This is a genomic window from Mesobacillus sp. (assembly GCF_049588175.1).
Classification (GTDB): Bacteria; Bacillota; Bacilli; order Bacillales; family Cytobacillaceae; genus Mesobacillus.
Genome location: NZ_JBAVFI010000393.1, coordinates 1 through 22,778, shown reverse-complemented (window position 1 = coordinate 22,778; position 22,778 = coordinate 1). Strand labels below are relative to the sequence as shown.

Annotated in this window: 24 protein-coding genes; 22 read left to right on the top strand and 2 right to left on the bottom strand. The window is 40.9% G+C overall.

Annotated elements, in window-relative coordinates; all coding sequences use genetic code 11:
• The 5 genes from WB217_RS09945 to WB217_RS09925 form a co-directional block, all read left to right on the top strand.
• A partial coding sequence (locus tag WB217_RS09945; protein WP_423992996.1) for a stage V sporulation protein AB occupies positions 1-307 on the top strand: 307 nt, incomplete at its 5' end.
• 30 nt (positions 308-337) lie between these two features.
• Complete coding sequence (locus WB217_RS09940) at positions 338-913, top strand: stage V sporulation protein AE (protein WP_423992994.1); 576 nt, start codon at positions 338-340, stop codon at positions 911-913.
• Positions 900-2,381 carry a spore germination protein gene (locus tag WB217_RS09935; RefSeq protein WP_423992992.1) on the top strand — a complete coding sequence of 494 codons (1,482 nt, stop codon included), beginning with the start codon at positions 900-902 and terminating at the stop codon, positions 2,379-2,381. Before WB217_RS09940 ends, WB217_RS09935 begins: the two co-directional genes overlap by 14 nt.
• Positions 2,382-2,916: 535 nt before the next feature.
• On the top strand, positions 2,917-4,236 hold the full coding sequence (lysA, locus tag WB217_RS09930) for a diaminopimelate decarboxylase (protein ID WP_423992990.1): 1,320 nt from the start codon (positions 2,917-2,919) through the stop codon (positions 4,234-4,236).
• Between the two features lie 428 nt (positions 4,237-4,664).
• Entirely contained in the window at positions 4,665-5,042 is a 378-nt protein-coding gene (locus WB217_RS09925; protein WP_423992988.1) for a GNAT family N-acetyltransferase, read from the top strand.
• 1 nt (position 5,043) lies between these two features.
• Here WB217_RS09925 and WB217_RS09920 read toward each other — a convergent pair whose 3' ends face one another.
• A complete protein-coding gene (locus WB217_RS09920) occupies positions 5,044-5,577 on the bottom strand; it encodes a DUF309 domain-containing protein (protein ID WP_423992986.1) in 534 nt (177 codons plus the stop codon).
• Positions 5,578-5,793: 216 nt separating this feature from the next.
• A complete protein-coding gene (locus tag WB217_RS09915; protein WP_423992984.1) occupies positions 5,794-5,898 on the bottom strand; it encodes a YjcZ family sporulation protein in 105 nt (34 codons plus the stop codon).
• 199 nt (positions 5,899-6,097) lie between these two features.
• Between WB217_RS09915 and WB217_RS09910 the strand changes: the two genes are divergently transcribed.
• The 17 genes from WB217_RS09910 to WB217_RS09830 all read left to right on the top strand — a co-directional run bounded on the left by WB217_RS09910 (position 6,098) and on the right by WB217_RS09830 (position 22,554).
• Entirely contained in the window at positions 6,098-6,841 is a 744-nt protein-coding gene (locus WB217_RS09910; RefSeq protein ID WP_423992982.1) for a segregation/condensation protein A, read from the top strand.
• Between the two features lie 5 nt (positions 6,842-6,846).
• On the top strand, positions 6,847-7,440 hold the full coding sequence (scpB, locus tag WB217_RS09905) for an SMC-Scp complex subunit ScpB (protein ID WP_423992980.1): 594 nt from the start codon (positions 6,847-6,849) through the stop codon (positions 7,438-7,440).
• A gap of 384 nt (positions 7,441-7,824) precedes the next feature.
• Entirely contained in the window at positions 7,825-8,244 is a 420-nt protein-coding gene (locus tag WB217_RS09900) for a hypothetical protein (protein WP_423992978.1), read from the top strand.
• Positions 8,245-8,278: 34 nt separating this feature from the next.
• On the top strand, positions 8,279-8,767 hold the full coding sequence (locus WB217_RS09895) for a DUF3907 family protein (RefSeq protein ID WP_423992976.1): 489 nt from the start codon (positions 8,279-8,281) through the stop codon (positions 8,765-8,767).
• 141 nt (positions 8,768-8,908) lie between these two features.
• Complete coding sequence (locus tag WB217_RS09890) at positions 8,909-10,048, top strand: serine hydrolase (protein WP_423992974.1); 1,140 nt, start codon at positions 8,909-8,911, stop codon at positions 10,046-10,048.
• Positions 10,041-10,631 (top strand): nucleoside recognition domain-containing protein, encoded by a 591-nt coding sequence (locus WB217_RS09885; protein WP_423992972.1) that lies wholly within the window; start codon positions 10,041-10,043, stop codon positions 10,629-10,631. The genes WB217_RS09890 and WB217_RS09885 overlap by 8 nt, the downstream gene beginning before the upstream one ends.
• A gap of 2 nt (positions 10,632-10,633) precedes the next feature.
• The gene (locus WB217_RS09880; protein WP_423992970.1) at positions 10,634-11,164 is read left to right on the top strand and encodes a spore maturation protein; all 531 of its coding nucleotides are present in this window, start codon (positions 10,634-10,636) and stop codon (positions 11,162-11,164) included.
• Between the two features lie 209 nt (positions 11,165-11,373).
• Positions 11,374-12,099 (top strand): 23S rRNA pseudouridine(2605) synthase RluB, encoded by a 726-nt coding sequence (gene rluB, locus WB217_RS09875; RefSeq protein WP_423992968.1) that lies wholly within the window; start codon positions 11,374-11,376, stop codon positions 12,097-12,099.
• A 62-nt stretch (positions 12,100-12,161) separates the two neighbouring features.
• A complete protein-coding gene (gene resA / locus WB217_RS09870; protein ID WP_423992966.1) occupies positions 12,162-12,686 on the top strand; it encodes a thiol-disulfide oxidoreductase ResA in 525 nt (174 codons plus the stop codon).
• A gap of 26 nt (positions 12,687-12,712) precedes the next feature.
• The gene (gene resB, locus WB217_RS09865; RefSeq protein WP_423992964.1) at positions 12,713-14,338 is read left to right on the top strand and encodes a cytochrome c biogenesis protein ResB; all 1,626 of its coding nucleotides are present in this window, start codon (positions 12,713-12,715) and stop codon (positions 14,336-14,338) included.
• A gap of 12 nt (positions 14,339-14,350) precedes the next feature.
• Positions 14,351-15,538, top strand: a complete 1,188-nt coding sequence (gene ccsB, locus WB217_RS09860; protein ID WP_423992962.1) for a c-type cytochrome biogenesis protein CcsB — start codon at positions 14,351-14,353, stop codon at positions 15,536-15,538.
• Positions 15,539-15,650: 112 nt separating this feature from the next.
• Entirely contained in the window at positions 15,651-16,367 is a 717-nt protein-coding gene (locus tag WB217_RS09855) for a response regulator transcription factor (RefSeq protein WP_335428106.1), read from the top strand.
• Positions 16,364-18,154 carry an ATP-binding protein gene (locus WB217_RS09850; RefSeq protein ID WP_423992960.1) on the top strand — a complete coding sequence of 597 codons (1,791 nt, stop codon included), beginning with the start codon at positions 16,364-16,366 and terminating at the stop codon, positions 18,152-18,154. The genes WB217_RS09855 and WB217_RS09850 overlap by 4 nt, the downstream gene beginning before the upstream one ends.
• A 418-nt stretch (positions 18,155-18,572) precedes the next feature.
• Positions 18,573-19,124 (top strand): RNA polymerase sigma factor SigX, encoded by a 552-nt coding sequence (sigX, locus tag WB217_RS09845; protein WP_423992958.1) that lies wholly within the window; start codon positions 18,573-18,575, stop codon positions 19,122-19,124.
• Positions 19,099-20,340: a negative regulator of sigma-X activity gene (locus WB217_RS09840; RefSeq protein ID WP_423992956.1), complete on the top strand. Its 1,242-nt coding sequence runs from the start codon at positions 19,099-19,101 to the stop codon at positions 20,338-20,340. The genes sigX and WB217_RS09840 overlap by 26 nt, the downstream gene beginning before the upstream one ends.
• Before the next feature lie 387 nt (positions 20,341-20,727).
• Positions 20,728-21,672: a peptidoglycan DD-metalloendopeptidase family protein gene (locus tag WB217_RS09835; RefSeq protein ID WP_423992954.1), complete on the top strand. Its 945-nt coding sequence runs from the start codon at positions 20,728-20,730 to the stop codon at positions 21,670-21,672.
• A 69-nt stretch (positions 21,673-21,741) separates the two neighbouring features.
• Positions 21,742-22,554, top strand: a complete 813-nt coding sequence (locus tag WB217_RS09830; RefSeq protein WP_423992952.1) for a histidinol-phosphatase — start codon at positions 21,742-21,744, stop codon at positions 22,552-22,554.
• Positions 22,555-22,778 lie beyond the last annotated feature (224 nt).

Genomic DNA, 22,778 nt, shown 5'->3' with positions numbered 1-22,778 from the left:
GACAAAAACAATGAACTTGATTTCATGGTATGAATGGTCTGTAGATCTTGGTGCCCTGTTGGGGACTGCGGGGAGCATTAGGGATCCTATACTGAATTTCTCTCCTTATGTGGCCATCCCGCTTGGTTTGGCCGGAGGAGTATTTGTAGGAATGCTTGCGGCAGCATTGACGGAAGTTCTCAATGTTCTGCCTATCCTGGCCAAAAGAATTCGCGTCGATGATAAGCTTGAAATATTGTTAATGGCAATCGTCCTGGGCAAAGTATTCGGTTCTTTATTTCACTGGATATACTTTGTCGGACGGTAAAAAACGAAGGGTCAGAAAGGACGGCACAGAATGGCCGAGAAACGGAATGTAATCTTAATTACAGATGGCGATGACTATGCCAGACGAGCAGTAGAACGAGTCGCAGCTGACGTTGGCGGGCGATGTATTTCTCATTCACATGGCAATCCGTCCGTTCTTTCGGGGCCTAGTCTTGTAAAATTGATCAAAACAGCAGCCAATGATCCTGTTTTAGTAATGTTTGATGATAGCGGCTTCCTTGGAGAGGGAGCAGGTGAGCAGGCATTGAAATATGTTGCGAAGCATGAGGATATCAATGTTCTTGGAGTTATTGCTGTAGCTTCGAAAACGCATATGGCTGAGTGGAGCAAGGTGGATTTTTGCATCGACAGGGATGGAGAGCTTACTCCATATGGAGTTGATAAACATGGACTTCCTGAGCTAGAGCCGGGAAGGATCAATGGAGATACGGTTTACTGTTTAGATAAGTTAGATGTCCCTTTGATTATAGGAATTGGCGATATTGGCAAGATGGCTCGCCGTGACCATTACGAGCGCGGGGCACCGATCACAAAAAAAGCAGTGGAAATCATCCTTGAAAGGAGCGGATTCTATGCCAAAGAATAAAAATGATATGCTGCCTATACCAGAATCCTTGCATGAAGCAGAGAAATACATGAAAGAGCGGGTGGGCTTGGAAGACAGCTTTGACCTTGGTGTTAGAAAGCTGAAAATCCTAAAAAAAGAGGTTCACTTTTATTATGTGAATGGTTTATGTGATACCCAGTTCATCATTCATATTGTTGAAGAATTAGTTGGTATCAATGATCATGAAAAGCTGTCCACGCACCTTCAGATGATTGTCGAGAATAGGATTACGCACCAGTCAGTACAGACAATTAAAACGATGGATGAGCTGGTTGATCAGGTTTTATCTGGTTTGATTGTTATTTTGGTCGAGGGTGAGAGGACTGCCTTTGTTGTCGATGTACGTAGCTATCCTGGAAGACAGCCGCAGGAGCCTGACACTGAAAAGGTTGTGCGCGGATCGAGGGATGGCTTTGTAGAAAATATTATTGTAAACACTGCTTTGACGAGAAGAAGAATTAGGGACGAGAATCTGCGTTTTGAAATGATGAAGGTTGGAGAGCGTTCCAAATCAGATGTAGCCATTGCCTATATCAAGGATATTGCGAATCCTGATTTAATCAAAGTAATCAAAAAGGAATTAAATACAATCAAAATCGATGGAATTACGATGGCAGATAAGACAATTGAAGAGTTTCTAGTTAAACAAGGTTACAATCCATATCCACTCGTTAGGTACACCGAGCGTGCGGATGTTGCTGCAACCCATTTGCTAGAAGGGCATGTATTGATTTACGTGGATACATCTCCAAGTGTCATTATTACGCCAACAACATATTTCCACCATCTCCAGCATGCTGAGGAATACAGACAGTCGCCAGCAGTCGGGACAATGGTCAGATGGGTCAGGTTCCTAGGAGTGATCGCGTCACTTTTGCTTTTGCCACTATGGTATTTATTCGTCCAGAATCCAGATCTTCTGCCAGAAAAAATTAACTTCATTGGTCCAAATGACAAATCCAATATCCCTATTTTTTTGCAGATTATGCTTGCGGACGGAGGGATCGAATTCCTGAGAATGGCTGCTATCCATACACCAACGCCTTTATCAACTGCTATGGGTTTGATCGCTGCTGTACTGATCGGTCAAATCGCCATTGATGTAGGGATGTTTGTACCGGAAGTCATCCTGTATGTGGCAGTGGCTGCTATTGGAACATATGCGACCCCAAGCTATGAGCTAAGTATTGCAAATAAGATTGGCAGGGTATTTCTTTTGATTGTTACAGCACTTTTCCATGTTCCGGGATTTATGGTCGGCACTACAGTTTGGCTGCTGATGCTCGCAAATATCAAGTCTTTGAATACCCCTTATCTGTGGCCATTCATGCCTTTTCATCCAATGGCTTTCATGCAGATTATTATCAGGAGGGCTGTGCCAGGTTCCAAAATCAGGCCGAGTATCGTCCATGCTAAAAATCGTTATAAACAGCCTTCAAATTCATGACCAAGTTCCAATTGCACGTTCCAATAGAATATGGTAAAGTGTTTTTAATTTACTAAAGACTTAAAGCAAAAAAATAAGGCAGTTCACGACTGAACTGTCTATTTATTTATTAGGCTTTTTCTAAATATTGTTGTTAATGTGAACAGAGTAAAAACTTAACATTATAAGTTGGCTCTACTGATTACAGATTCTCAGGGTTGCTTTATCTAATTGGCTCTCTGTTAATCAAGACTGTTGATTTTCGTTCCAGGCGCTTCGCTTTCCGCGGGGCTGGCGCTGAGCCTCCTCGTCGCTTCGCTCCTGCGGGGTCTCACCTGACCAGCTGCGCCCGCAGGACATTGAGTAGCTTCCTCGAATTTGCCCACGCACGATGGAAATGCGTTAGCATTTTCTGAGGAGTCTTCGCGCCTTCCACTACAATCAACAGGGTATTAAAAATCAACATTCAGGTTTAACAGAGCCATCTAATTAAAAATGTTCGCAGAACAACAATGAACGAAAAAGGTCATATATTGTCAAGGGATGAGGGGACAGCATGGAATTTCAAGGAACTGCAAAGGTTAATCGTCTTGGACATTTAGAAATTGGCGGTGTTGATACAGTCCAACTGGCCGAAAAATATGGAACCCCACTATATGTCTATGATGTAGCTTTAATACGTGAACGGGCAAGAAGCTTCAAGAAAACATTTGAGAAGGCGGGAATTACCGCCCAGGTAGCATATGCAAGCAAGGCATTTTCAACAGTTGCAATGGTGCAGCTGGCGGATGAGGAAGAGCTATCGCTGGATGTTGTCTCAGGAGGAGAACTGTATACTGCGCTTGCTGCTGGCTTTCCTGCTGACAGAATTCATTTTCATGGAAACAATAAAAGCCGTGAAGAACTTATCATGGCGATTGAAAACAATGTTGGCTGCATTGTAGTCGATAATTTTTATGAATTAGAGATGCTGCGAAGCCTCTGTGAGGATAAAAAAAGGAGTATGAAGGTACTGCTTCGTGTCACCCCTGGGATTGAGGCCCATACACATGACTATATTTTAACCGGTCAGGAAGATTCTAAATTCGGTTTTGATTTGCAGAACGGACAGGCTGATGAGGCGATGCAAATTGCTTTGAAGGATAAAAACATTGAAGTTTTGGGTCTTCACTGCCACATCGGTTCGCAAATTTTTGAAACGACTGGATTTATATTGGCTGCACAGAAAATTTTTGAGAAATTGCATCAATGGAAAAATGAGCTTTCTTTCGACTCAAAGGTCCTTAATCTAGGCGGAGGGTTTGGCATACGTTATACAAATGAAGACGATCCGATTCCTGCAGCTCAGTATGTTGTGGAGATTATAGCAGAGGTTAAGAAACAGGCAGCCTCCTATTCAATGAAAATGCCTGAAATTTGGATTGAACCTGGCCGTTCCCTTGTAGGGGATGCAGGTACGACACTTTATCGTATAGGTTCGAGGAAGGATGTTCCGAATGTCCGCCAATATGTTGCAGTTGATGGCGGCATGAGTGACAATATCCGTCCAGCATTGTATCAGGCAAAGTATGAAGCTGTCCTTGCGAATAGGGTGATGGACAAGCCAGAAGAGACAGTATCAATTGCCGGAAAATGCTGTGAGTCCGGAGATATGTTAATTTGGGACCTCCCACTGCCGAAATCAGGCAGCCATGATTTATTGGCTGTTTTTTGCACAGGTGCTTATGGGTATTCAATGGCTAATAATTATAACCGTTTGCCTCGTCCGGCAGTTGTATTCCTTGAAGATGCTACGGATACATTAGTGGTTCGCCGTGAAACATTTGAGGATATGGTAAAATTAGACTTGCCCCTTAAAGAAAAAATTAAAAATTAAGCTGCACCTTTGCATCTTTTTTTAGTCGTACGCTAGTTTTTTTAGATTGGCTAATTGTCCTGCCTTATTGTAGAATTACTGATTGGGAGGGATGCCGTATGAAGAAAAATAACGGGATGTTATTTTTGCTTTTATTGCTGATGGCTGTTGCCTGGGGGGCTTATTACTGGTTCTATATTGTTCCTGCCCAATAGGAAACGGGAAATTAATTGAAGAATCTGCCTGGATTATGTATGATATTATCAATTGCAACATCGTATGAACCTGAATTGCTTGAAAGCATATATTATAAAAAGGCTTTTTTTCACATTCGCTTATTTAGGCTCTATCAGCGTATAGGGCATAAAGGTTTAATTTAGAAGAAAAATGGAAAAAATGGTCTTGTTATCATTCCATTACTACCGTCAAACCACTAATGAGGGATACTTATGTTAATTCGTTATAAAAAGGCATTTGAAAAGATTGCGATGGGTCTGTTGTCTTTCATGCCAAATGAAAAGGATTTAAAAAAGCTTCAGCAAACGATGAAGAATTACGAAACAGACGAGTCCTGGCAGCTATTTTTATGGAAGGAAGATGAAGACATCATCGGGCTTTTAGGTGTGAACTTCACCGATCCAAAAATGATGCAGATTCAGCATATATCCGTAAATCCATCTCATAGGCATCAGGGGATTGGCAAAAGGATGGTCAATGCCCTCCAGGAGATGTTTCCTGATTGGAAGGCATCAGCAAATGATGAAACTATAGCTTTTTTTGAAAAGTGCATGCAAGAAGGAAATACAGCAGAAGGCAGTGGATGTTAAATCACTGCCTTTTTTCTTTTTTTCTTTCGTCCAATGCCATTTTACGCTCTGCTATGACTTCACTCCGGTCTCTGGAGGAATGTCTGTTAATCAATTCCTCGTCAGTGAGGTCACTCTTAGCTCCCCATTTAAAGCCGTTTTCTTTACATTCCTCCTGGCAAAGCTTAACAACCTCCATGTCTGTTATAGGCAGATTAAAACTTATATAAGGAATCTTGTTCAGTAAATTCTTCTCTCTCTTTTTTAATATGTCCATAAGAGCCTCTGGATTCATGCCTAAACGCAAACAGCTCCGTTCATCAAGAGAAAAAATTTCTATTGATTTTCTTAATGTTCTTATCGCTCCGTCATAATTTTTGCGCCTGTAATGGTAATTTGATACAGCTAGCAGGATGAACGCGACCCAGATGGATTTTTTATTGCCCGAATCAGTCGCTTTCCAATATTCCTCCAGGATTTCATGGCACTCAAAGTAATCCCTGTCTCCGTGGAAATGGGCGAGATATTGTATATATGATCTTGGATATTTAGTCATGAAAACCCCCCCTTTAAGTAACACTAGCTTAGCATAATTTATCAGGTCAGAAAATTAGAAACTGATTTACAATTGCTTTGTTTTAAAATCGTAACACTTATAGCAAGGAGCTTTTCTCTATTGTCAGAAATAGATAAAGCCAGAAGAAAGAGAAAACGCCCGGCAAAAGCCGGGCACTGAATAGTGGGGTGCTATTTAGATAGCTGGCAGTTCTTCTTATAGCCAGGCTGCACCTACAATGATTAGCAAAATGAAAAGCACTACGATAAGAGCAAAACCAGCTCCCAGTCCGTGGCATCCATGATCTTTTTTATCTGACATGCACATTACCTCCTGATAGTAAAATAGCCTACTTTACATTTTCAGCATATGACGAATATGAGTGAAAGGTTTGGGCGATAGTCCATGATTTATCATGAATTTTAAAAATTCATATAGAAATTAGTAATGGATAACCTCATGCTAATCCACTATACTTATATAATGATGCAGTTCAATATAGGAATTTTGGTGGGAAACGATGCAATATAATGTGAAAATCGAGGCCTTCGAAGGCCCGTTGGATTTACTTCTGCACTTGATCAATCGCTTGGAGATTGATATTTACGATATACCTGTAGCGAAAATTACTGAACAATATCTCGTGTATATCCATGCAATGAAAGAATTCCAGCTGGATGTCGCAAGTGAATATCTGGTCATGGCAGCAACACTTTTGGCCATAAAAAGCAAAATGCTTCTTCCAAAGCATGAGGAAGAACTCGATGATGAATTTGAGTTTGAACAAGAGGAAGATCCGCGAAATGAACTTGTTGAAAGGCTGATCGAATACAAAAAATTCAAAGAGGCCGCAAGTGATTTAAAGTCCCTCGAACAAGAGCGCGGTCTTATGTATACGAAACCACCGAGTGATCTGACTGAATATGCGAAGGAAATTAAAACCGAAAATACAGACCTGGATATTTCTTTATACGATATGCTGGGAGCTTTTCAAAAGCTATTAAGAAGAAAGAAATTGCAGAAGCCGATGTCTACGAAAATTGCCCGGCAGGAAATATCTATTGAAAAAAGAATGGATGAAATCATCCACTTCCTGAAAGCGAGCAGCACGAGGACGAGTTTTAATGACTTGTTCCCGGATTTTGATCGTGTACACATTGTCGTTACGTTCCTGGCAATCCTTGAGTTGATAAAAAGGAAGGAAATTGATGTGCAGCAGGAACAAAACTTTGCTGAGATATTTATGACTGCCAGAAAGGAGTAAAAAGCTTGGGAATAGTGAAGTGGAAAGGTATTTTGGAAAGCCTGCTATTTGCTGCGGGAGATGAGGGATTGAGCTCCAAGCAAATAGCAGCAGTGCTAGACGTGGAAGAACTGAAGGCTAATGAGATTGTAACTGAATTGCAGTTGGATTATGAAAAGGATGTTAATCGAGGGATTACGATCGTTCAGCTTGCAGGTGTTTTTCAGCTGGCCACAAAAAAAGAACATGCCATTTATTTAAAAAAACTTGTGGAATCACCAAGTGCCGGCCATCTTTCACAGGCAGCTCTTGAAACACTGGCAATAATAGCTTATAAACAGCCAATCACAAGGGCGGAAATTGAAGAGATACGCGGCGTAAAAACAGAGAGACCGTTGCATACACTGACTTCCAGGGCGCTAATTAAAGAGGTTGGCAGGGCGGAAGGAACAGGCAGGGCTATTTTATATGGCACTACAAAGGAATTTCTTGATTATTTCGGCTTGAAAAATATCAAGGAACTTCCGCCGCTTCCTGAAAAGATTGACGAAGATGATATCCAGGATGATGCAGATCTTTTCTTTGAAAAATTCCAGGAAACGCTGGATATGGATATTTAGCTTTTGTGCACAAAGTTTAGAATTTATGATAAAATTTAAATAATTATTTATTGGAAATGCTTTTCGTTATCGAAGGCATTTTCTTTATACATATCTATTTTAATGGCTCTGTTAAAGCCCAATATTGTTTTTAACCCTGTTGATTGTAGTGGAAGGCGCGCAGACTCCTCCGAAAATGCTAACGCATTTCCATCGTGCGTGGGCAGATTCGAGGAAGCTATTCAATGTCCTGCGGGCGCAGCTGGACAGGTGAGACCCCGCAGGAGCGAAGCGACGAGGAGGCTCAGCGCCAGCCCCGCGGAAAGCGAAGCGACTGGAACGAAAATCAACAGCCTTGTTAACAGAGCAATTTTAATAGAATGAATGTCCATCAGGAGGAATAACATGCTTATTAAGCAATGTGTTGGGTATGAACTTGAAAAAGAGAAATCGAATACATCTGAGGATTTTTTCAACCGGAGTGAGGTCACCTTTGTTGAAGACGGCGAAGAAAAAACATTGCATGTATTGTATGTCAGGTATTTTGATGAATTGATAGGCAGCATCACACCATTTGAAGCAGATCCAGTGTTCAAAGCTGGAGCAAGGGAAGTTTATTTAAGAGATCTTGTGGCTATGGCCGCTTTATTGAAAAATCCCGGATATCGCCATCGTAAGAGGGTATATATTAATGTGCAAAGAGAATTCGCGGATATTTTCAATGGGCTTGATTTTAACAAGCTTCCTGAAATTGTTGAGGGCATTGAACAAAAAGGAGCTTTTGAAGTACGCTCGCCTTTAGATTATATTGTCCAGCCAGTTTAATAAAGTTTAATGAAAATCCATTGGGGGTGTTTTTTTGGGTAATACAATTGTAAAAACACAAATTGAAGAAGTCAGGGAATTTCTGGCGAAAAGCGTGCACGAGCTGGAAGCATTCCTGAATGAAACAACCCTTACCAGACTTCAGCAAGGACAGCAGGCTGGTGAGGAATATTATAAATCCATTCTCTCAAGCTTGAGGAAACTTACGGTATATTGCGAAGAAGGTCTCGATGCTTGTAAGGTCATTTTGCAGGCGGAAGCATTTTCAAAGGCTGCTGCAGAAAAAACATTATACAGGATTTATTACCAGTGCATTGAAGAATTCTTCTCTCCGAAAAGTGATGTGTGGTATGAGGATAGCAGGTCTGCATATACAGGAAAGAATGCTATAAAGTTCAGGCAGCCAGTATCTGCTGAATTAAGCGAGCTGCTGCTGGGCCTTGAGGGCAGCTTTCAGCGAATAAGAGAAGAATTGGAGTACTACGAAACAGATTACCGTACAAAGATGCTCCAATCCCGATAATCATTGGAAAAGAAACAGCTTTTTACAGCTGTTTCTTTTTTTATGCCAATTGACTAAATGTATAACCAAAAGCTTGTTGTCATATCATGCCTTGTCCTGCATAAACTTGTACAAACTGCCAAAGGAGACGAGGGTCTATCAATGAATAGGAATTGGATAATCATTTTGTTAATCACCGCCCTAATGCTATACAGTGTCCCTGATACTGCCCAGGCTTCTATTTCAGTTAGTGCCCGCAGTGCTATTTTGATAGAACAGGAATCTGGCAGGGTGTTATTTGAAAAAGAAGCACATAAAGTAAGCCGAATTGCCAGCATCACCAAAATCATGACGGCGATATTGGCGATTGAATCAGGAAAAATGAATAACATGGTCGAGGTAAGCGAAAAGGCTGTCCATGCCGAGGGATCATCGATTTATTTAAAACCTGGTGAAAAAATAAAGCTGGAGGACCTGGTTTACGGGTTGATGCTGAGATCTGGAAATGATGCAGCCGTTGCAATCGCTGAATATGTTGGAGGAAGCCTTGAAGGGTTTGTCTTTCTCATGAACGAAAAAGCTCGTGAAATCGGTATGGAAAACACTAATTTCGCAAACCCACATGGACTTGATGATCATGAAAATCATGTTTCTACAGCGTATGATATGGCCTTGCTAACCCGTTATGCAATGAACAATGAGTATTATAAAAAGATCGCTGGAACTAAAGTCCACAGAGCACCTAATCCAACAGAATCTTGGGACAGGGTATGGAAAAATAAAAATCGTCTTCTGACTGAATTATATGACCAAAGTACTGGAGGAAAAACGGGATATACAAAGCGTGCTAAAAGGACATTGGTTTCCACAGCCGAAAAAGATGGATTTGAACTGATTGCTGTCACTCTCAATGCTCCGGATGATTGGAATGATCATATTCAAATGTTTGAATCTGCTTATGCCCATTATGATATCGCGGAAATTCTGGCAAAAGGGAAAATAAAAGGCATAAAAGATCCCTACTTTAAGAATATGCTTTATCTGGATCATTCTTTTGACTATCCGCTAACCACAGAAGAAGAAGAACTTGTACGGGTAGAATATAAATTAAGGAAAGCGCCAAAGGATGGGGCAGACCAGCTTAATGAGAATCTAGCTGGAAAGGCGAATGTTTATCTGGATGAAAAGAAGATTGCCAGCTTGCCAGTCTATTATAAAATGGAAAAGGAAAAAGAAAATTCATTTTTTGATTTCTTCAAAAATATCTTTACCACGATGACGGGAATTGATTATCATGGTTAATTACATTTGGGTGATCATGACGTTAATTGGTCTTGTTTTTGCCATGGTGAACGGTACAATGGCTGAAGTAAATGAAGCGGTATTTTCCGGTGCTAAAGAAGCAGTAACATTATGTATAGGATTAATCAGTATCCTAGTCTTTTGGCTGGGCATGATGCGTATTGCTGAAGAGTCTGGCTTGCTTTCAAAGCTTTCAAGTTTATTTAAGCCGTTTGTTTCAAAATTATTCCCTGAAGTTCCTTCCAATCATCCCGCGATGGGCTATATCCTTTCAAATATGATTGCCAATATGTTTGGTCTTGGAAATGCAGCAACACCACTGGGAATTAAAGCGATGGAGGAACTTAAGGAACTGAATGGCGGGAAACAAGAGGCTAGTCGTTCGATGATCACCTTTCTCGCAATTAATACAGCGAGCATTACCCTGATTCCGACTACTGTCATTGCAATCAGAATGAACTACAATTCAGAAAATCCAACCGATATAGTAGGCCCGACGCTGGTAGCTACTGCCGTTTCCGCGGTGGCTGCAATTTTTATAGACCGTTATTTTTACTATAGAAGAAGCAAAAGGGGTAAATGAATATGGAAATCATTTCAGCTATATCGCTATGGTTCATTCCACTCTTGATAGGCTTTATCTTACTATATGGAACCTTAAAAAAAGTACCGACATATGAAAGCTTTGTAGAAGGCGGAAAAGAAGGAATCAAAATGGCCGTATCGATAATCCCATTTTTAGTCGGGATGATGGTTGCCATTTCTGTTTTCAGAGCCTCAGGTGCTCTTGACCTGATGGTTGATTTAATCAGGCCAGGACTTGCGATGATAGGGGTACCAGCTGAAATTGTCCCGCTTGCCATCATCAGGCCTATTTCCGGAACGGCAGCCCTGGGAATAACAAGTGACCTGATTGGAGTGTATGGACCGGATTCCTATATCGGCAGGCTTGCTGCTACATTGCAAGGAAGCACGGACACCACTTTTTATGTCCTAACTGTTTATTTTGGTGCTGTAGGGATCAAGAAGATGGGTGATGCATTAAAAGTAGGGTTGATGGCAGATGCTGTAGCCATTGCAACAGCTATTATTGTTGTAACCATCATGTTTTCATGAGGATACCTCTCCAGGGGGGTATCTTTTTATTATGGCTGAAGGATAGGTTATTGTTAATTTTGAAATTATCAGTCAAATTAAACAGTAGATAATTTGTTTTTTAGGGAATTGCTTACTTTGAAAACAGAACGACTTATGTCATAATTCATAAGGATGGATTAGATATTAAACTTAGGAATAGTTAATTGATATTATTAGGAGTGACCTTCATGGAAAGACTGCAAAAAGTTATTGCCCACGCTGGCATTGCATCAAGAAGAAAAGCCGAAGAACTGATTCTCGAAGGAAGGGTCAAAGTAAATGGAAGTGTTGTAAAGGAACTTGGACGTAAAGTAACCACTTCCGATAAAATTGAAGTCGATGGAGTGCAAATCGAAGGAGAAGAGCCGGTTTATTTCTTATTCTATAAGCCGCGTGGAGTCATTTCGAGCGTTCATGATGATAAAGGAAGAAAAGTGGTAACAGACTTCTTTGAAACGATTGAACAAAGGATCTACCCGGTAGGAAGGCTAGATTATGATACTTCTGGTTTACTTTTACTTACTAACGATGGAGAGTTTGCGAACATACTTATGCACCCAAGCAATGAAATCGAGAAGGTTTATGTTGCAAAGGTAAAAGGCATTCCTTCAAAAGAAAAGCTGACAAGTCTTGCAAGAGGGATTATGCTAGAGGATGGAAAGACTGCTCCAGCAAAGACCAAGTTAATAAGTGTGGATAAGAAGAAAGATTCCGCAATTGTAGAGATTACCATCCACGAGGGACGAAACAGGCAGGTAAGAAGAATGTTCGAGGCCATCGGCCACCCAGTCCTGAAGTTAAAGAGAGAAAAGTATGGTTTCCTGACACTGAATGGCTTGAGAACAGGTGAAATAAGAGAACTTACTCATCATGAAGTAAAACAGCTTCGTGTGCTTGGGTTAAAAAAATCATAAAGAGTTTCCAACATAACTGTCTGTGAAATGATATAATGGGGAATACGGTAGGAGGTTTAAAAATGAAAAAAAAGCGTCTGCTCACTCGGACCATCATTCTTGCGGTTTTGGCTGCGGCAGTAGCGTATACATTGTACGCCAATATGAACAAAGATAAGAACCAGAAAATAGAAATTGGCAAACCTGCGCCTGATTTTGTCCTTATTGATATGCAGGGCAACAAACACAGGCTTTCTGAATATAGAGGGCAAGGAGTTTTCTTGAATTTTTGGGCTACATGGTGCAAGCCTTGCGAACGGGAAATGCCTTACATTGAAAACCAGTATCAGCAATTTAAAGACCAGGGAGTCCAGGTTCTGGCAATAGATTCAAGTGAAACAGAACTGGTAGTAAACAAATTCATTGAGCGTAAAGGTCTTAATTTTCCAGTGATGATTGACAAGGATGGACAAGTCCAGGCTGCCTACGGGATAAATCCGCTGCCAATCACTTTTCTGATTGACAAAGAAGGCAATGTTGTAAAAAGCCATACAGGGGAATTAACAGAAGAAACAGTCCGTGAATTCATGGAACAGATTAAACCTTAAAGTAAGGGGAACAGGGAGTTTTTACAATGAACGATGTAAAATGTGAATGTGGCCATGTAAACCCACATGGAACCATTCTTTGTGAATCTTGCGGGAGAGTTCTTGAGGAAAAGGAAAATGAAAAGCAGTTGCTTGATATGCGTTATGAAGGAAGCGCACGCCGTTCACAAACGTATAATAAGACAGTTGTCGATAAAGTATGGAACTTCTTTTCATCGGTTAAGGTGGGGGTATCGCTAATCATCACCCTCTTGGTCGCTTCTTCACTTGGTACGATTTTTCCACAGGAAATGTATATACCTCCATTAATGCCGGCAGGGGAATATTATGAAGATAAGTATGGATGGTTAGGCAAACTTTATTATGATTTAGGATTCCATAATCTTTATAGCTCCTGGTGGTACTTGCTCTTGATCGCTGGACTGGGTACGTCACTTTTAATTGCCAGTCTGGACAGGGTAGTCCCATTGTACAGGTCGCTTACGAAACAGCGAGTTACAAGGCATGAAAGTTTTCTGAAGCGCCAGAGGATGTTCAGTGTGTCGGATGATAAATTGTCAGATGATGCTTTGGGCAAGATTAAAGACCATTTAACTACAAAGAGGTATAAAATCCGTGAAGAAAATGGAAACATTCTCGCAGAAAAGAACCGCTTCTCTAGATGGGGTCCATATGTCAACCATTTAGGGCTGATTATCTTTTTAATTGGCGGAATGCTTCGCTTCGTCCCGGGAATGTATGTTGATGAAATCCTTTGGTTGAGGGAAGGGGAAACAAAAGCGATTCCGGGCACAGAAGGACAATATTTTCTAAAGAATAATCAATTCATCTTTGAAGTCTATGATAAAGATAAAGACGACAAAGTTTTTAAGGATGCAATTAATAAAGTCGGAACAGTAGTGAAGAACTATCAAACTAATGCCACGCTGTACAAAAAAAAGGGTGACACGGTTCCAGGAGAGAAGCCAGAACTTGAAAAAGTCCGTGACCAGTCAATCCAGGTTAACAAGCCACTCAAAATTGATGGGTTTGGTCTGTACCAGGTCGATTATAAGCTTGGTGAAATGAACATGATGGCATTCAAGCTTGAAAATAAAAAAACTGGTAAACAGTTTGGTGACGTCCAAGTAGACTTATATGATCCTAAGATGAATTATGATCTGGGAAATGGTTATAAAGTTGAGGTCATGAGCTATTTTCCTGATTTTGAATTCAATGCAGAAGGCGAGCCGGCAACAAAGTCTCGTATTCCTAATAATCCAGCTTTTATCTTCAAAATGTTTTCACCTGAAAAACCTAAGGGTGAAATTAGTTTTGTTGCGATCAGAAAGACAATCGAACCGATGGGCAACAATGATTATAAGATGATATTCAATGGTGTTGAAACAAAAAATGTTACAGCACTTACAGTGCGAAAAGACCTCACTTTATGGATTATCGGTCTTGGCGGTTTAATATTCATGATCGGGGTTGTCCAGGGAGCATATTGGAACCACCGTCGATTATGGATCAGGAGGGTTAATGGCCAGATTTGGACAGCAGCCCATACAAATAAGAACTGGCACGGGTTAAAAAGGGAACTAGAAACGATATTTACCGATTCGGGTATCGGTGCCCCTGAAGACCAGCTGGCAGAAGATAAGAAAGAATAAGGAGGGGAAAAAATGGTTCATTTAAGCTCGAACTTCCTGTTTGCAGCATTTATCCTTTATTTAGTCGGTATTTTGTTTTTTGGAGGAGCCATCAAGGATAAGAGACATGCTGACAGGAAAGAAGGCCCTAATAGATGGGCGAAAATTGGAATCCTTGTAACAATCGCAGGATTTCTGTCTCAGTTGACATTCTTTATTTTAAGATGGATTGCATCTGGCCATGCACCGGTCAGCAACCTGTTTGAATTCACAACGTTCTTTGGAATGGCCTTGGTAGGGGCATTTATCGGTATTTATTTTATGTACAAAACACCACTTCTAGGTTTGTTCACTTTGCCTGTAGCGGCATTGATTATTGCATATGGAAGCATGTTCCCAAGGGATGTAACACCGTTGATTCCTGCGCTGCAAAGCTATTGGCTTCATATCCATGTAACCACGACAGCAATAGGACAAGCAATTCTTGCAATCAGTTTCGCGGCCGGTTTGATTTATCTCGTTAGAAGTGTTGATCAGACAAAGAAGAGCAAAAGCACTCTATGGCTTGAAGTTGTATTGTTTGGTTTGATCAGTACACTTGGATTCGTCTTTGTATCCAGCTACTTTGCTGCGACTGACTACGAGGCGAACTTTAACTATGTTAATAAAGAAGCTCAGCCTGCAACAGAGAAATATACGGTTCCGGCCCTTGTTGGCCCGCATCAATTTGAGCTCACAGATAAAGATCGTTTTGAGCCTTCATTTGAAACACCTGCAATCATAAACGCTAAAAAATTAAATACGGTTATTTGGTCTCTTGCTGCGGGTATAGTATTATATCTGTTGTTAAGAGCAATTTTAAGGAAGAGAATCGCTGCAGCCCTGCAGCCATGGACGAAAAATATCAATCTTGACCTTGTTGATGAAATTGGCTACCGCTCAGTCTTGATTGGTTTTCCGGTCTTCACACTTGGAGGACTGATTTTTGCGATGATTTGGGCACAAATTGCCTGGACACGTTTCTGGGGATGGGATCCAAAAGAAGTTTGGGCATTGATTACATGGCTTTTCTACGCCGCTTTTCTTCATCTCCGCCTATCAAAAGGCTGGCATGGAGAGAAGTCTGCATGGCTAGCCGTGATCGGATTTATTATCATCATGTTTAATCTGGTAGCTGTAAACTTAGTCATTGCTGGTTTGCATTCTTATGCAGGTTCATAAAATGTGTCAAAATTTTGAATGCCTTCACTGCGATATGTGAAGGCATTTTTTAAAAAATCATGGCAAGAAGACGTATGTTTATGTAAAATATTCGCAGGGAGGGATATACCTTATGGAAAAAGACGTTAAGATTTTAGTGGTGGATGATGAAGAAAGAATCAGACGTTTATTGAAGATGTATCTTGAAAGAGAGAATTATATTATAGACGAAGCGGAAGATGGTAACGAAGCATTGGCAAAATCGCTTGCCAATGATTACGATGTCATTCTTCTTGATTTAATGATGCCTGGCAAGGATGGACTTGAGGTTTGCCGTGATTTGAGGGAAAAAAAGTCCACGCCCGTGATCATGCTGACTGCAAAAGGTGAAGAAGTGAACAGGGTGCAGGGGTTTGAGGTAGGTACAGATGATTATATCGTTAAACCATTCAGCCCACGTGAAGTAGTCCTTCGTGTAAAAGCAATGCTGCGACGTTCTTCAAGCACAAGCTATCTTCAGACGGAAACAACTGCTAAAGATGTAATTGTTTTCCCTCATTTAACAATTGATAATGATGCTCATAGGGTTTCTGCTGACGGAAAAGAAGTCAGCTTGACCCCAAAGGAATATGAACTCCTTTATTTCCTGGCTAAAGCACCAGATAAGGTTTTTGACAGGGAACAACTTTTGAAGGAAGTTTGGCATTATGAATTTTTCGGTGACTTGCGTACAGTTGACACACATGTTAAAAGACTGCGTGAGAAATTAAATAAAGTATCTGAACAGGCTGCGAAAATGATCGTTACTGTCTGGGGGGTTGGCTACAAATTCGAGGTAGTCAATGAATGATGTTTTGGCGCAGTGTAGTAGGTAAGCTTTGGATTACCATCCTTCTGTTAGTTTCGTTTGTATTGTTTATTCTGACAGTCATGCTGCTGGAGTTTTTTGAAAACTATCATATAAATGAAACGCGCAAAGGACTCACCAATACTGCTGAGAAAATTGCCAAGGTTCTCGAAGACCATCCGGGCCAGGAGGAAGATTTAGGTCTTGAGATTGCATGGGAAATGGTAGATGACGATTCTCGTGTAACCGTTGTAAGAAATGAAAATACGTACTTTTATTCCCCTGGTACTGATGACGCTGCAGCCCATGTTCCAATTTCATTCTTTATGAAAGACAAGGTATTGGCTGAGGTTTTCAATAAAGACAAAACAGTTGATATTATAACATCATTGCCAGAAGTATCAAGCAAGGTGGATGCTACAAAATACTTGATGATCGGTGTCCCGCTCCATCAGAATGTAAAGGGAAATGGAGCCGTTTTCATCTATCAATCACTTGAAGTGATGGAAGAAACAACAAGGCTGACGACAAAATTTATATTGCTGGCAGCGGGAGTAGCCATCGTCCTTACGACAATTTTCGCGTTTTTCCTATCAACTCGAATTACGGCACCACTTCGTAAAATGCGTGAAGCGGCTTTTGAAGTGGCAAGAGGGAAATTCGATACGAAAGTACCAATTCTTACGCATGATGAAATCGGGGAATTAGCTACCGCATTCAATCAAATGGGCAGGCAGCTCAAGTTTAATATGAATGCCCTTAGTCAGGAAAAAGAGCAGCTGACAAGTATACTGAGCAGCATGGCAGATGGTGTAATCACCTTCAACCGAGATGGGACGATCCTGATCACCAATCCCCCGGCAGAAATGTTCCTGCGCTATTGGTATTATGAGCAGGGGCTTGGTTCAGAGAATAATGATGCCGTACCTTCAGAGGTCATGGAGCTATTCCAGCTCGCAGTAAATACGGAAAAAGAGCAGGTAGGGGAAATCTCGGCACAGGGACGTACCTGGGTTATCATCGTCAGCCCGCTATATAATAAACGCTTTATCCGTGGTGCGGTGGCTGTTGTCAGGGATATGACCGAAGAGCGGAAGTTGGATAAACTTAGGGAAGACTTCATCGCAAATGTTTCACATGAACTCAGAACACCGATTTCGATGATGCAGGGTTACAGTGAAGCGATTGTCGATGATATCGCCCAGACGGATGAAGAAAAGAAGGAAATGGCCAAAGTCATATATGATGAATCTCTTAGGATGGGCAGGCTCGTGAATGAGCTGCTGGACTTGGCTCGCATGGAGGCAGGACATATTCTCCTATCTGTGGAATCGATTGAAATTGGACCATATGTTAACCGGGTAATCCGAAAGTTCCATGGTCTCGCAAAGGAAAAGGGGATTGATTTATCGGTCCAGCTCGATACAGATGAGTCAAACTTCCGCTTCGATCCTGACCGAATTGAACAGGTCTTGACTAACTTGATTGATAATGCCATCAGGCATGTACCAGATTCAGCTTCTATTCTGATCAGCGGCCGGACCGATGATCGCGGTTTATATATTGAAGTAAGTGACCAGGGTCCCGGAGTTCCGGAAGAAGATTTACCATTCCTGTTTGAAAGATTCTATAAGGCTGATAAATCAAGGACACGTGGCATATCTGGCACTGGTCTTGGCCTTGCGATTGCCAAGAATATTATCGAAGCTCATCGGGGAAATATCTCGGTAAAAAGCAAACTTGGACATGGAACGACATTTTCCTTTTTTATCCCTCGAAATATTGAATAAATTAGGAGTACTTGCCGACTTTTCTTGATTCACGGGGAACATTTTTCTTTGAAATATTTCATTGTTATGGTCCATTCCTGTGATAGGGATGGGCCATTTAACATTTTTACCTCCGGAGGAGCGCATAGCTAGGAGGAGGCACTTTGCTGCTCACGGAAAACGAAGCGCCTTAGAGAAATCAACAGAAAAATTTAAATGGTAGTGGTCCATGATTGATTAAAATATTAGTCCTTCGATAAATTCTTGCCCCATGACGGATTATAATAAAAAGTCCTTCGAAAAAATCTTTTCTCTCAATGTTTGTTGTTTTCAGTTACGAAAAATCCTTTCATTTCCAATCTAAAAATAATATAGTTATTATGAAACTTTCTTTACTTACATAACGACTAATCTTATGAATACGGAGGCGAGGCGACCAATGAACTCCGTTTTTGATGAATTATATAATAAATATCATCATGACGTTTTTCAATTTCTATTTTATATGGTAAAAAGCAAGGAGCAGGCTGAAGACCTTGTCCAAGAAGTGTATATCCGTGTTTTGAAGGCTTATGACCGATTTGAAGGCAAAAGCAGTGAAAAAACGTGGTTGTTTTCAATCGCGAAAAATGTAGCGATTGACCATTTTCGCAAGCAAAAGGGCTGGAAACAGCGCTTGCTCGAATCGTTCGATATGTCTGCACGACAAGTTAAGGATGATCAGCCGCTTCCTGAGGAACTTGCGCTTCAAAGCGAAGAAATCCAGATGATGTACAAGTGCCTTGATCAATGTACGGTTGACCAGCGAATGGTCATTATCATGCGGTATATTCATGACTTAACGATTACGGAAACAGCTGATGCGTTAGCCTGGACCGAAAGCAAGGTTAAAACGACACAGCACCGCGCTTTAAAAACGTTGAAAAAACTGATGGAAGAAATGATCGAAAAGGAAGGGATGACTAGTGAAAAAGTCACAGTTAAGCGATAAGCAGCTAGAAGAAATCCTCGGCCAGATGCCTAAGATAAAAGATCATCGCGACCCTCGTGACATCTACCAAAACATTGCCCATAGAGTTGAGAAAAGAAGGATGCCGGCCTGGGTTATTCCTAGTGCCGCCATGGCAGCAGTGCTTTTCCTTGCATTCATTCTTTCACCCGGGTTGATGGATTGGAACCAATCCGCAGATAAAAGTATCGACAGCAAGTCATCTCCTGAGTCGAATATGGCGATGGATATGGATACGGCCACTAAAGAAAGTTCCGCGAAAAATACAGCAGATCAGGCAGACCAAAATATTAAGATGGACACTTCAACAGAGGACGAGGATAAAGGAAATGAGTTTACTGCTAAAGTAGCTGAAAATCCATATGCCGGCCTGAATGCATTGTATAAGGAAGAGCTTGAAGGTCAAGAAAGTGAAGTCATTACCTATGCAATTCCTGATCAAAACGGACAGATACTTGTTCCAATCACGACGACCGTCCCAAAAGAGGAGGGCAAACCTTGGATTGACAGCTTCACTGAGACAATGCCAAAGCTCAAGGAAGAAGAGTGGGGGTTAAGTGAATTTTATCCAGTGGATGCAACCTTCAATTATAATGAAACTTCAAAAACCTTGAATATGGATGTAAAGGCTGACCATCCTTATAAGAATGGTAGTGTTTCCAGCACGCTTTTGCTTGATGCCATGTCCCAGAATTTATCTGGCAAGGGAATCGATAAGCTGACCTTTACGACAGAGCAAAAACCCGGAATGGATTTAGGAAATTATGGAATGTTGGATGAAGGACCTATAACTCCTGCAGCAAATGAGATGCGTGCATATATGTTCTACCAGCAGGATGACAATACACAGCCGTTCCTCGTTCCAACTAAAGAGCAATTTGACACTATCATGCTGGCATTTGAACAAATGCAGGGGAATATTGAAGAGCTGCAGCTAACGGCTTCATTGCCTAAAGATTTTTCACCTGCAAAAATAGAACCGGAAGATGATCAAACTGAACTCAAAATCATTTTAGATAATAAGATGGCTTTGGATAATGAGTTTCTGCCAAACCTTGAGGCTATCCTGATGACTGCAAAAGAATTTGGATACCAATCTGTGAAATTTGAAAATGCTGGCACAGAGCAGATTGGTCCGTTTATATTGAATGATCCAATACCCGTACCAGTAGCTCCTAATAAAAAAGTGCTTGAATAAAAAGAAAGGCTGGCCAGCCTTTCTTTTTTTTATGGATTTTTTGTGAATTCTCCCTTTCATCTCAAATTAAAAATCGGCTGCTGGATTTTTAAGATTTTAATTTGTTTAAGGAACCTTTCGAAAATAAATATGATCTCGTTTTCTAAACGTTTTTTCTTACTGGTGAATTCAATTTCACCCTTGCTGCTAAGTTTCCTAATGGGATTGAATCACAAGTTTTCAAAAACTTCGCTTGCAAATTTTCCTTCTTTTGCATAAAAAAGCATATTATCACCAAATATAACAAATGTGCTTTTTTAGCTGCTGCTTTTCCATCGATAGGAGTTCTTTTTTCATACAGCCTGTCATAGTGATGGAAAGGGAGTACAAATGTTAAGGAGGAAGAAAATGCAGGATTTCATAAAGCGTTTACTCATTGCTGGGTTGATGGCACTCTGTGTCAGCTTGCTATTTCTCGGCGGAAAGCACTCACAGGCAGAAATGCTCGATATACCGGAATTGACTTCAGATTGGATTTGGCCAGCAAAAGGCGTGGTAACAGACGTATATGGCACCCGCCATGGTCACCATAAAGGAATTGATATTGCTGCGGAATTTAAGGAACCTATACATACAGTGGCGGATGGTGTGGTAACGAAGTCTTACTATTCGGGAACATATGGACATGTTGTTTTTATCAAGCATGAGAATAATTTAGAGACAGTTTATGCTCATTTGTATAAAAGGAAGGTTATTGAAGGACAAACTGTAAAACAGGGAGATATTATTGGGGAGATGGGTAATACAGGTGATTCTTCGGGCGTGCATCTCCACTTTGAAATCCATAAGGAAAAGTGGACATACGAGAAAGAAAATGCTGTCAATCCAGTCATCGCCCTTGGTGATGCAACGATTGGACAGCCGGTGATAGCCCTTGAAAAACAGCAGGCATACTCTCTGGAAACAATTGCGAAGCTTCGAATGGCTGATGATACCCAAATAGGCAGCTCAGGAAATCAGGAAAGCCAGGAAATAGTAAAAGCTCCAATACCAGAAAAAGAGGAAACATTGAAGCATATGGTTCAAAAAGGGGAATCTTTATGGTCAATAGCAATAAAGTACAAGACTTCGGTGGATTCTTTAGCTCAGAAAAATAATATAAAAGATTCCAAAATTGTCGTGGGTGACATTCTTGTAATTGATGCTGCTGAACAGGATCGTTATATCGTGTTGGCTGGAGATTCGCTGAATTCGATTGCCGAAAAGACCAAAACATCCGTTGGAGAACTCAAAGCTTTGAATCACTTAACTACAGACGTAATTCAGCCTCAGCAAATATTGATCACCAGATAGTTCTTGCTTGTCCCCTTTAATTGGTGAAAGTATAATAGGGAAAATGATTTTATTAGGGGATGGAATGAAATGCTGACAGATTACCATAACCATTTGGAAAGAGGAACCTTGACTCTGGATTATTTAAAACAGTTTATCGTTGCTGCGGAAAACCAGGGAATTAGACATTTCGGTATTTCAGAGCATGCCTATCACTTTTATCAGACTTCCGATATTCTACGGAACAGCTGGGTGGATGAACGGCGATTTTATGATATGGACGATTATGTTCAGCTTTTTAAAGATGCTTGGACAAATAATATTGACGTGAAGATGTCGATAGAGATGGATTATACGCCGGGTAAGCTTAAGGAAATGGAAAAGTTCATTAAAAGCTATGACTTCGATTATGTTATTGGTTCAATTCACTGGATAGGCGACTTCGGAATCGATCTTGCCGAATACAGGCGGGAATGGGATAAAAGGGACATCAATGAGGTATATAAATTATATTTTGACCAGGTTGTAACCCTTGCAGAGTCAAATCTTTTTGATATTATCGGGCATATCGACCTTGTGAAAATCTTTAAATATGTACCGTCTGATGAAAATTTCCTGCTTGAGCAATATGATAGGGCAACAACAGCTCTGGCGCAATCCAAAACATGTGTTGAAATCAGCACGGCAGGCTTAAGGAAGCCAACACAGACTTTATATCCTGATAAAAGGCTCCTTCAAATGTGCCATAATAAAAAAATCCCTATCGTGCTATCCTCTGATGCCCATGTGCCAGAACATGTCGGTGCTGATTATGATCAGGCACTGAAGCTTGCTAAAGAAGTAGGATACAATGAGATCATGACATTTAGCAAAGGTGAACGAAAAGCTTATCCATTAGGTTAGAAAATATTAGCAATAATACAGGAGCTTGTCGACAAAAATACAGGTCACAGATCATTTATTGAAACCCTGTTGATTGGAGTGGAAGGCGCGAAGACTGCTCCGAAAATGCTAACGCATTTCCATCGTGCGTGGGCAGGTTCGAGGAAGCTATTCAATGTCCTGCGGTCTCAGCACCAGTCCCTAGAAGAATTTGCTTATGAAAAAGCCGGCAGTTGGGCTTTTTC

What these genes read in the sequence shown, in the direction of transcription:
- WB217_RS09940 (WP_423992994.1), top strand. Translation starts at nt 338, where the DNA reads ATGGCCGAGAAACGGAATGTAATCTTAATTACAGATGGCGATGACTAT.
- WB217_RS09935 (WP_423992992.1), top strand. Translation starts at nt 900, where the DNA reads ATGCCAAAGAATAAAAATGATATGCTGCCTATACCAGAATCCTTGCAT.
- lysA (WP_423992990.1), top strand. Translation starts at nt 2,917, where the DNA reads ATGGAATTTCAAGGAACTGCAAAGGTTAATCGTCTTGGACATTTAGAA.
- WB217_RS09925 (WP_423992988.1), top strand. Translation starts at nt 4,665, where the DNA reads ATGTTAATTCGTTATAAAAAGGCATTTGAAAAGATTGCGATGGGTCTG.
- WB217_RS09920 (WP_423992986.1), bottom strand. Translation starts at nt 5,577, where the DNA reads ATGACTAAATATCCAAGATCATATATACAATATCTCGCCCATTTCCAC.
- WB217_RS09915 (WP_423992984.1), bottom strand. Translation starts at nt 5,898, where the DNA reads ATGTCAGATAAAAAAGATCATGGATGCCACGGACTGGGAGCTGGTTTT.
- WB217_RS09910 (WP_423992982.1), top strand. Translation starts at nt 6,098, where the DNA reads ATGCAATATAATGTGAAAATCGAGGCCTTCGAAGGCCCGTTGGATTTA.
- WB217_RS09900 (WP_423992978.1), top strand. Translation starts at nt 7,825, where the DNA reads ATGCTTATTAAGCAATGTGTTGGGTATGAACTTGAAAAAGAGAAATCG.
- WB217_RS09890 (WP_423992974.1), top strand. Translation starts at nt 8,909, where the DNA reads ATGAATAGGAATTGGATAATCATTTTGTTAATCACCGCCCTAATGCTA.
- WB217_RS09885 (WP_423992972.1), top strand. Translation starts at nt 10,041, where the DNA reads ATGGTTAATTACATTTGGGTGATCATGACGTTAATTGGTCTTGTTTTT.
- WB217_RS09880 (WP_423992970.1), top strand. Translation starts at nt 10,634, where the DNA reads ATGGAAATCATTTCAGCTATATCGCTATGGTTCATTCCACTCTTGATA.
- rluB (WP_423992968.1), top strand. Translation starts at nt 11,374, where the DNA reads ATGGAAAGACTGCAAAAAGTTATTGCCCACGCTGGCATTGCATCAAGA.
- resA (WP_423992966.1), top strand. Translation starts at nt 12,162, where the DNA reads ATGAAAAAAAAGCGTCTGCTCACTCGGACCATCATTCTTGCGGTTTTG.
- resB (WP_423992964.1), top strand. Translation starts at nt 12,713, where the DNA reads ATGAACGATGTAAAATGTGAATGTGGCCATGTAAACCCACATGGAACC.
- ccsB (WP_423992962.1), top strand. Translation starts at nt 14,351, where the DNA reads ATGGTTCATTTAAGCTCGAACTTCCTGTTTGCAGCATTTATCCTTTAT.
- WB217_RS09855 (WP_335428106.1), top strand. Translation starts at nt 15,651, where the DNA reads ATGGAAAAAGACGTTAAGATTTTAGTGGTGGATGATGAAGAAAGAATC.
- WB217_RS09850 (WP_423992960.1), top strand. Translation starts at nt 16,364, where the DNA reads ATGATGTTTTGGCGCAGTGTAGTAGGTAAGCTTTGGATTACCATCCTT.
- sigX (WP_423992958.1), top strand. Translation starts at nt 18,573, where the DNA reads ATGAACTCCGTTTTTGATGAATTATATAATAAATATCATCATGACGTT.
- WB217_RS09835 (WP_423992954.1), top strand. Translation starts at nt 20,728, where the DNA reads ATGCAGGATTTCATAAAGCGTTTACTCATTGCTGGGTTGATGGCACTC.
- WB217_RS09830 (WP_423992952.1), top strand. Translation starts at nt 21,742, where the DNA reads ATGCTGACAGATTACCATAACCATTTGGAAAGAGGAACCTTGACTCTG.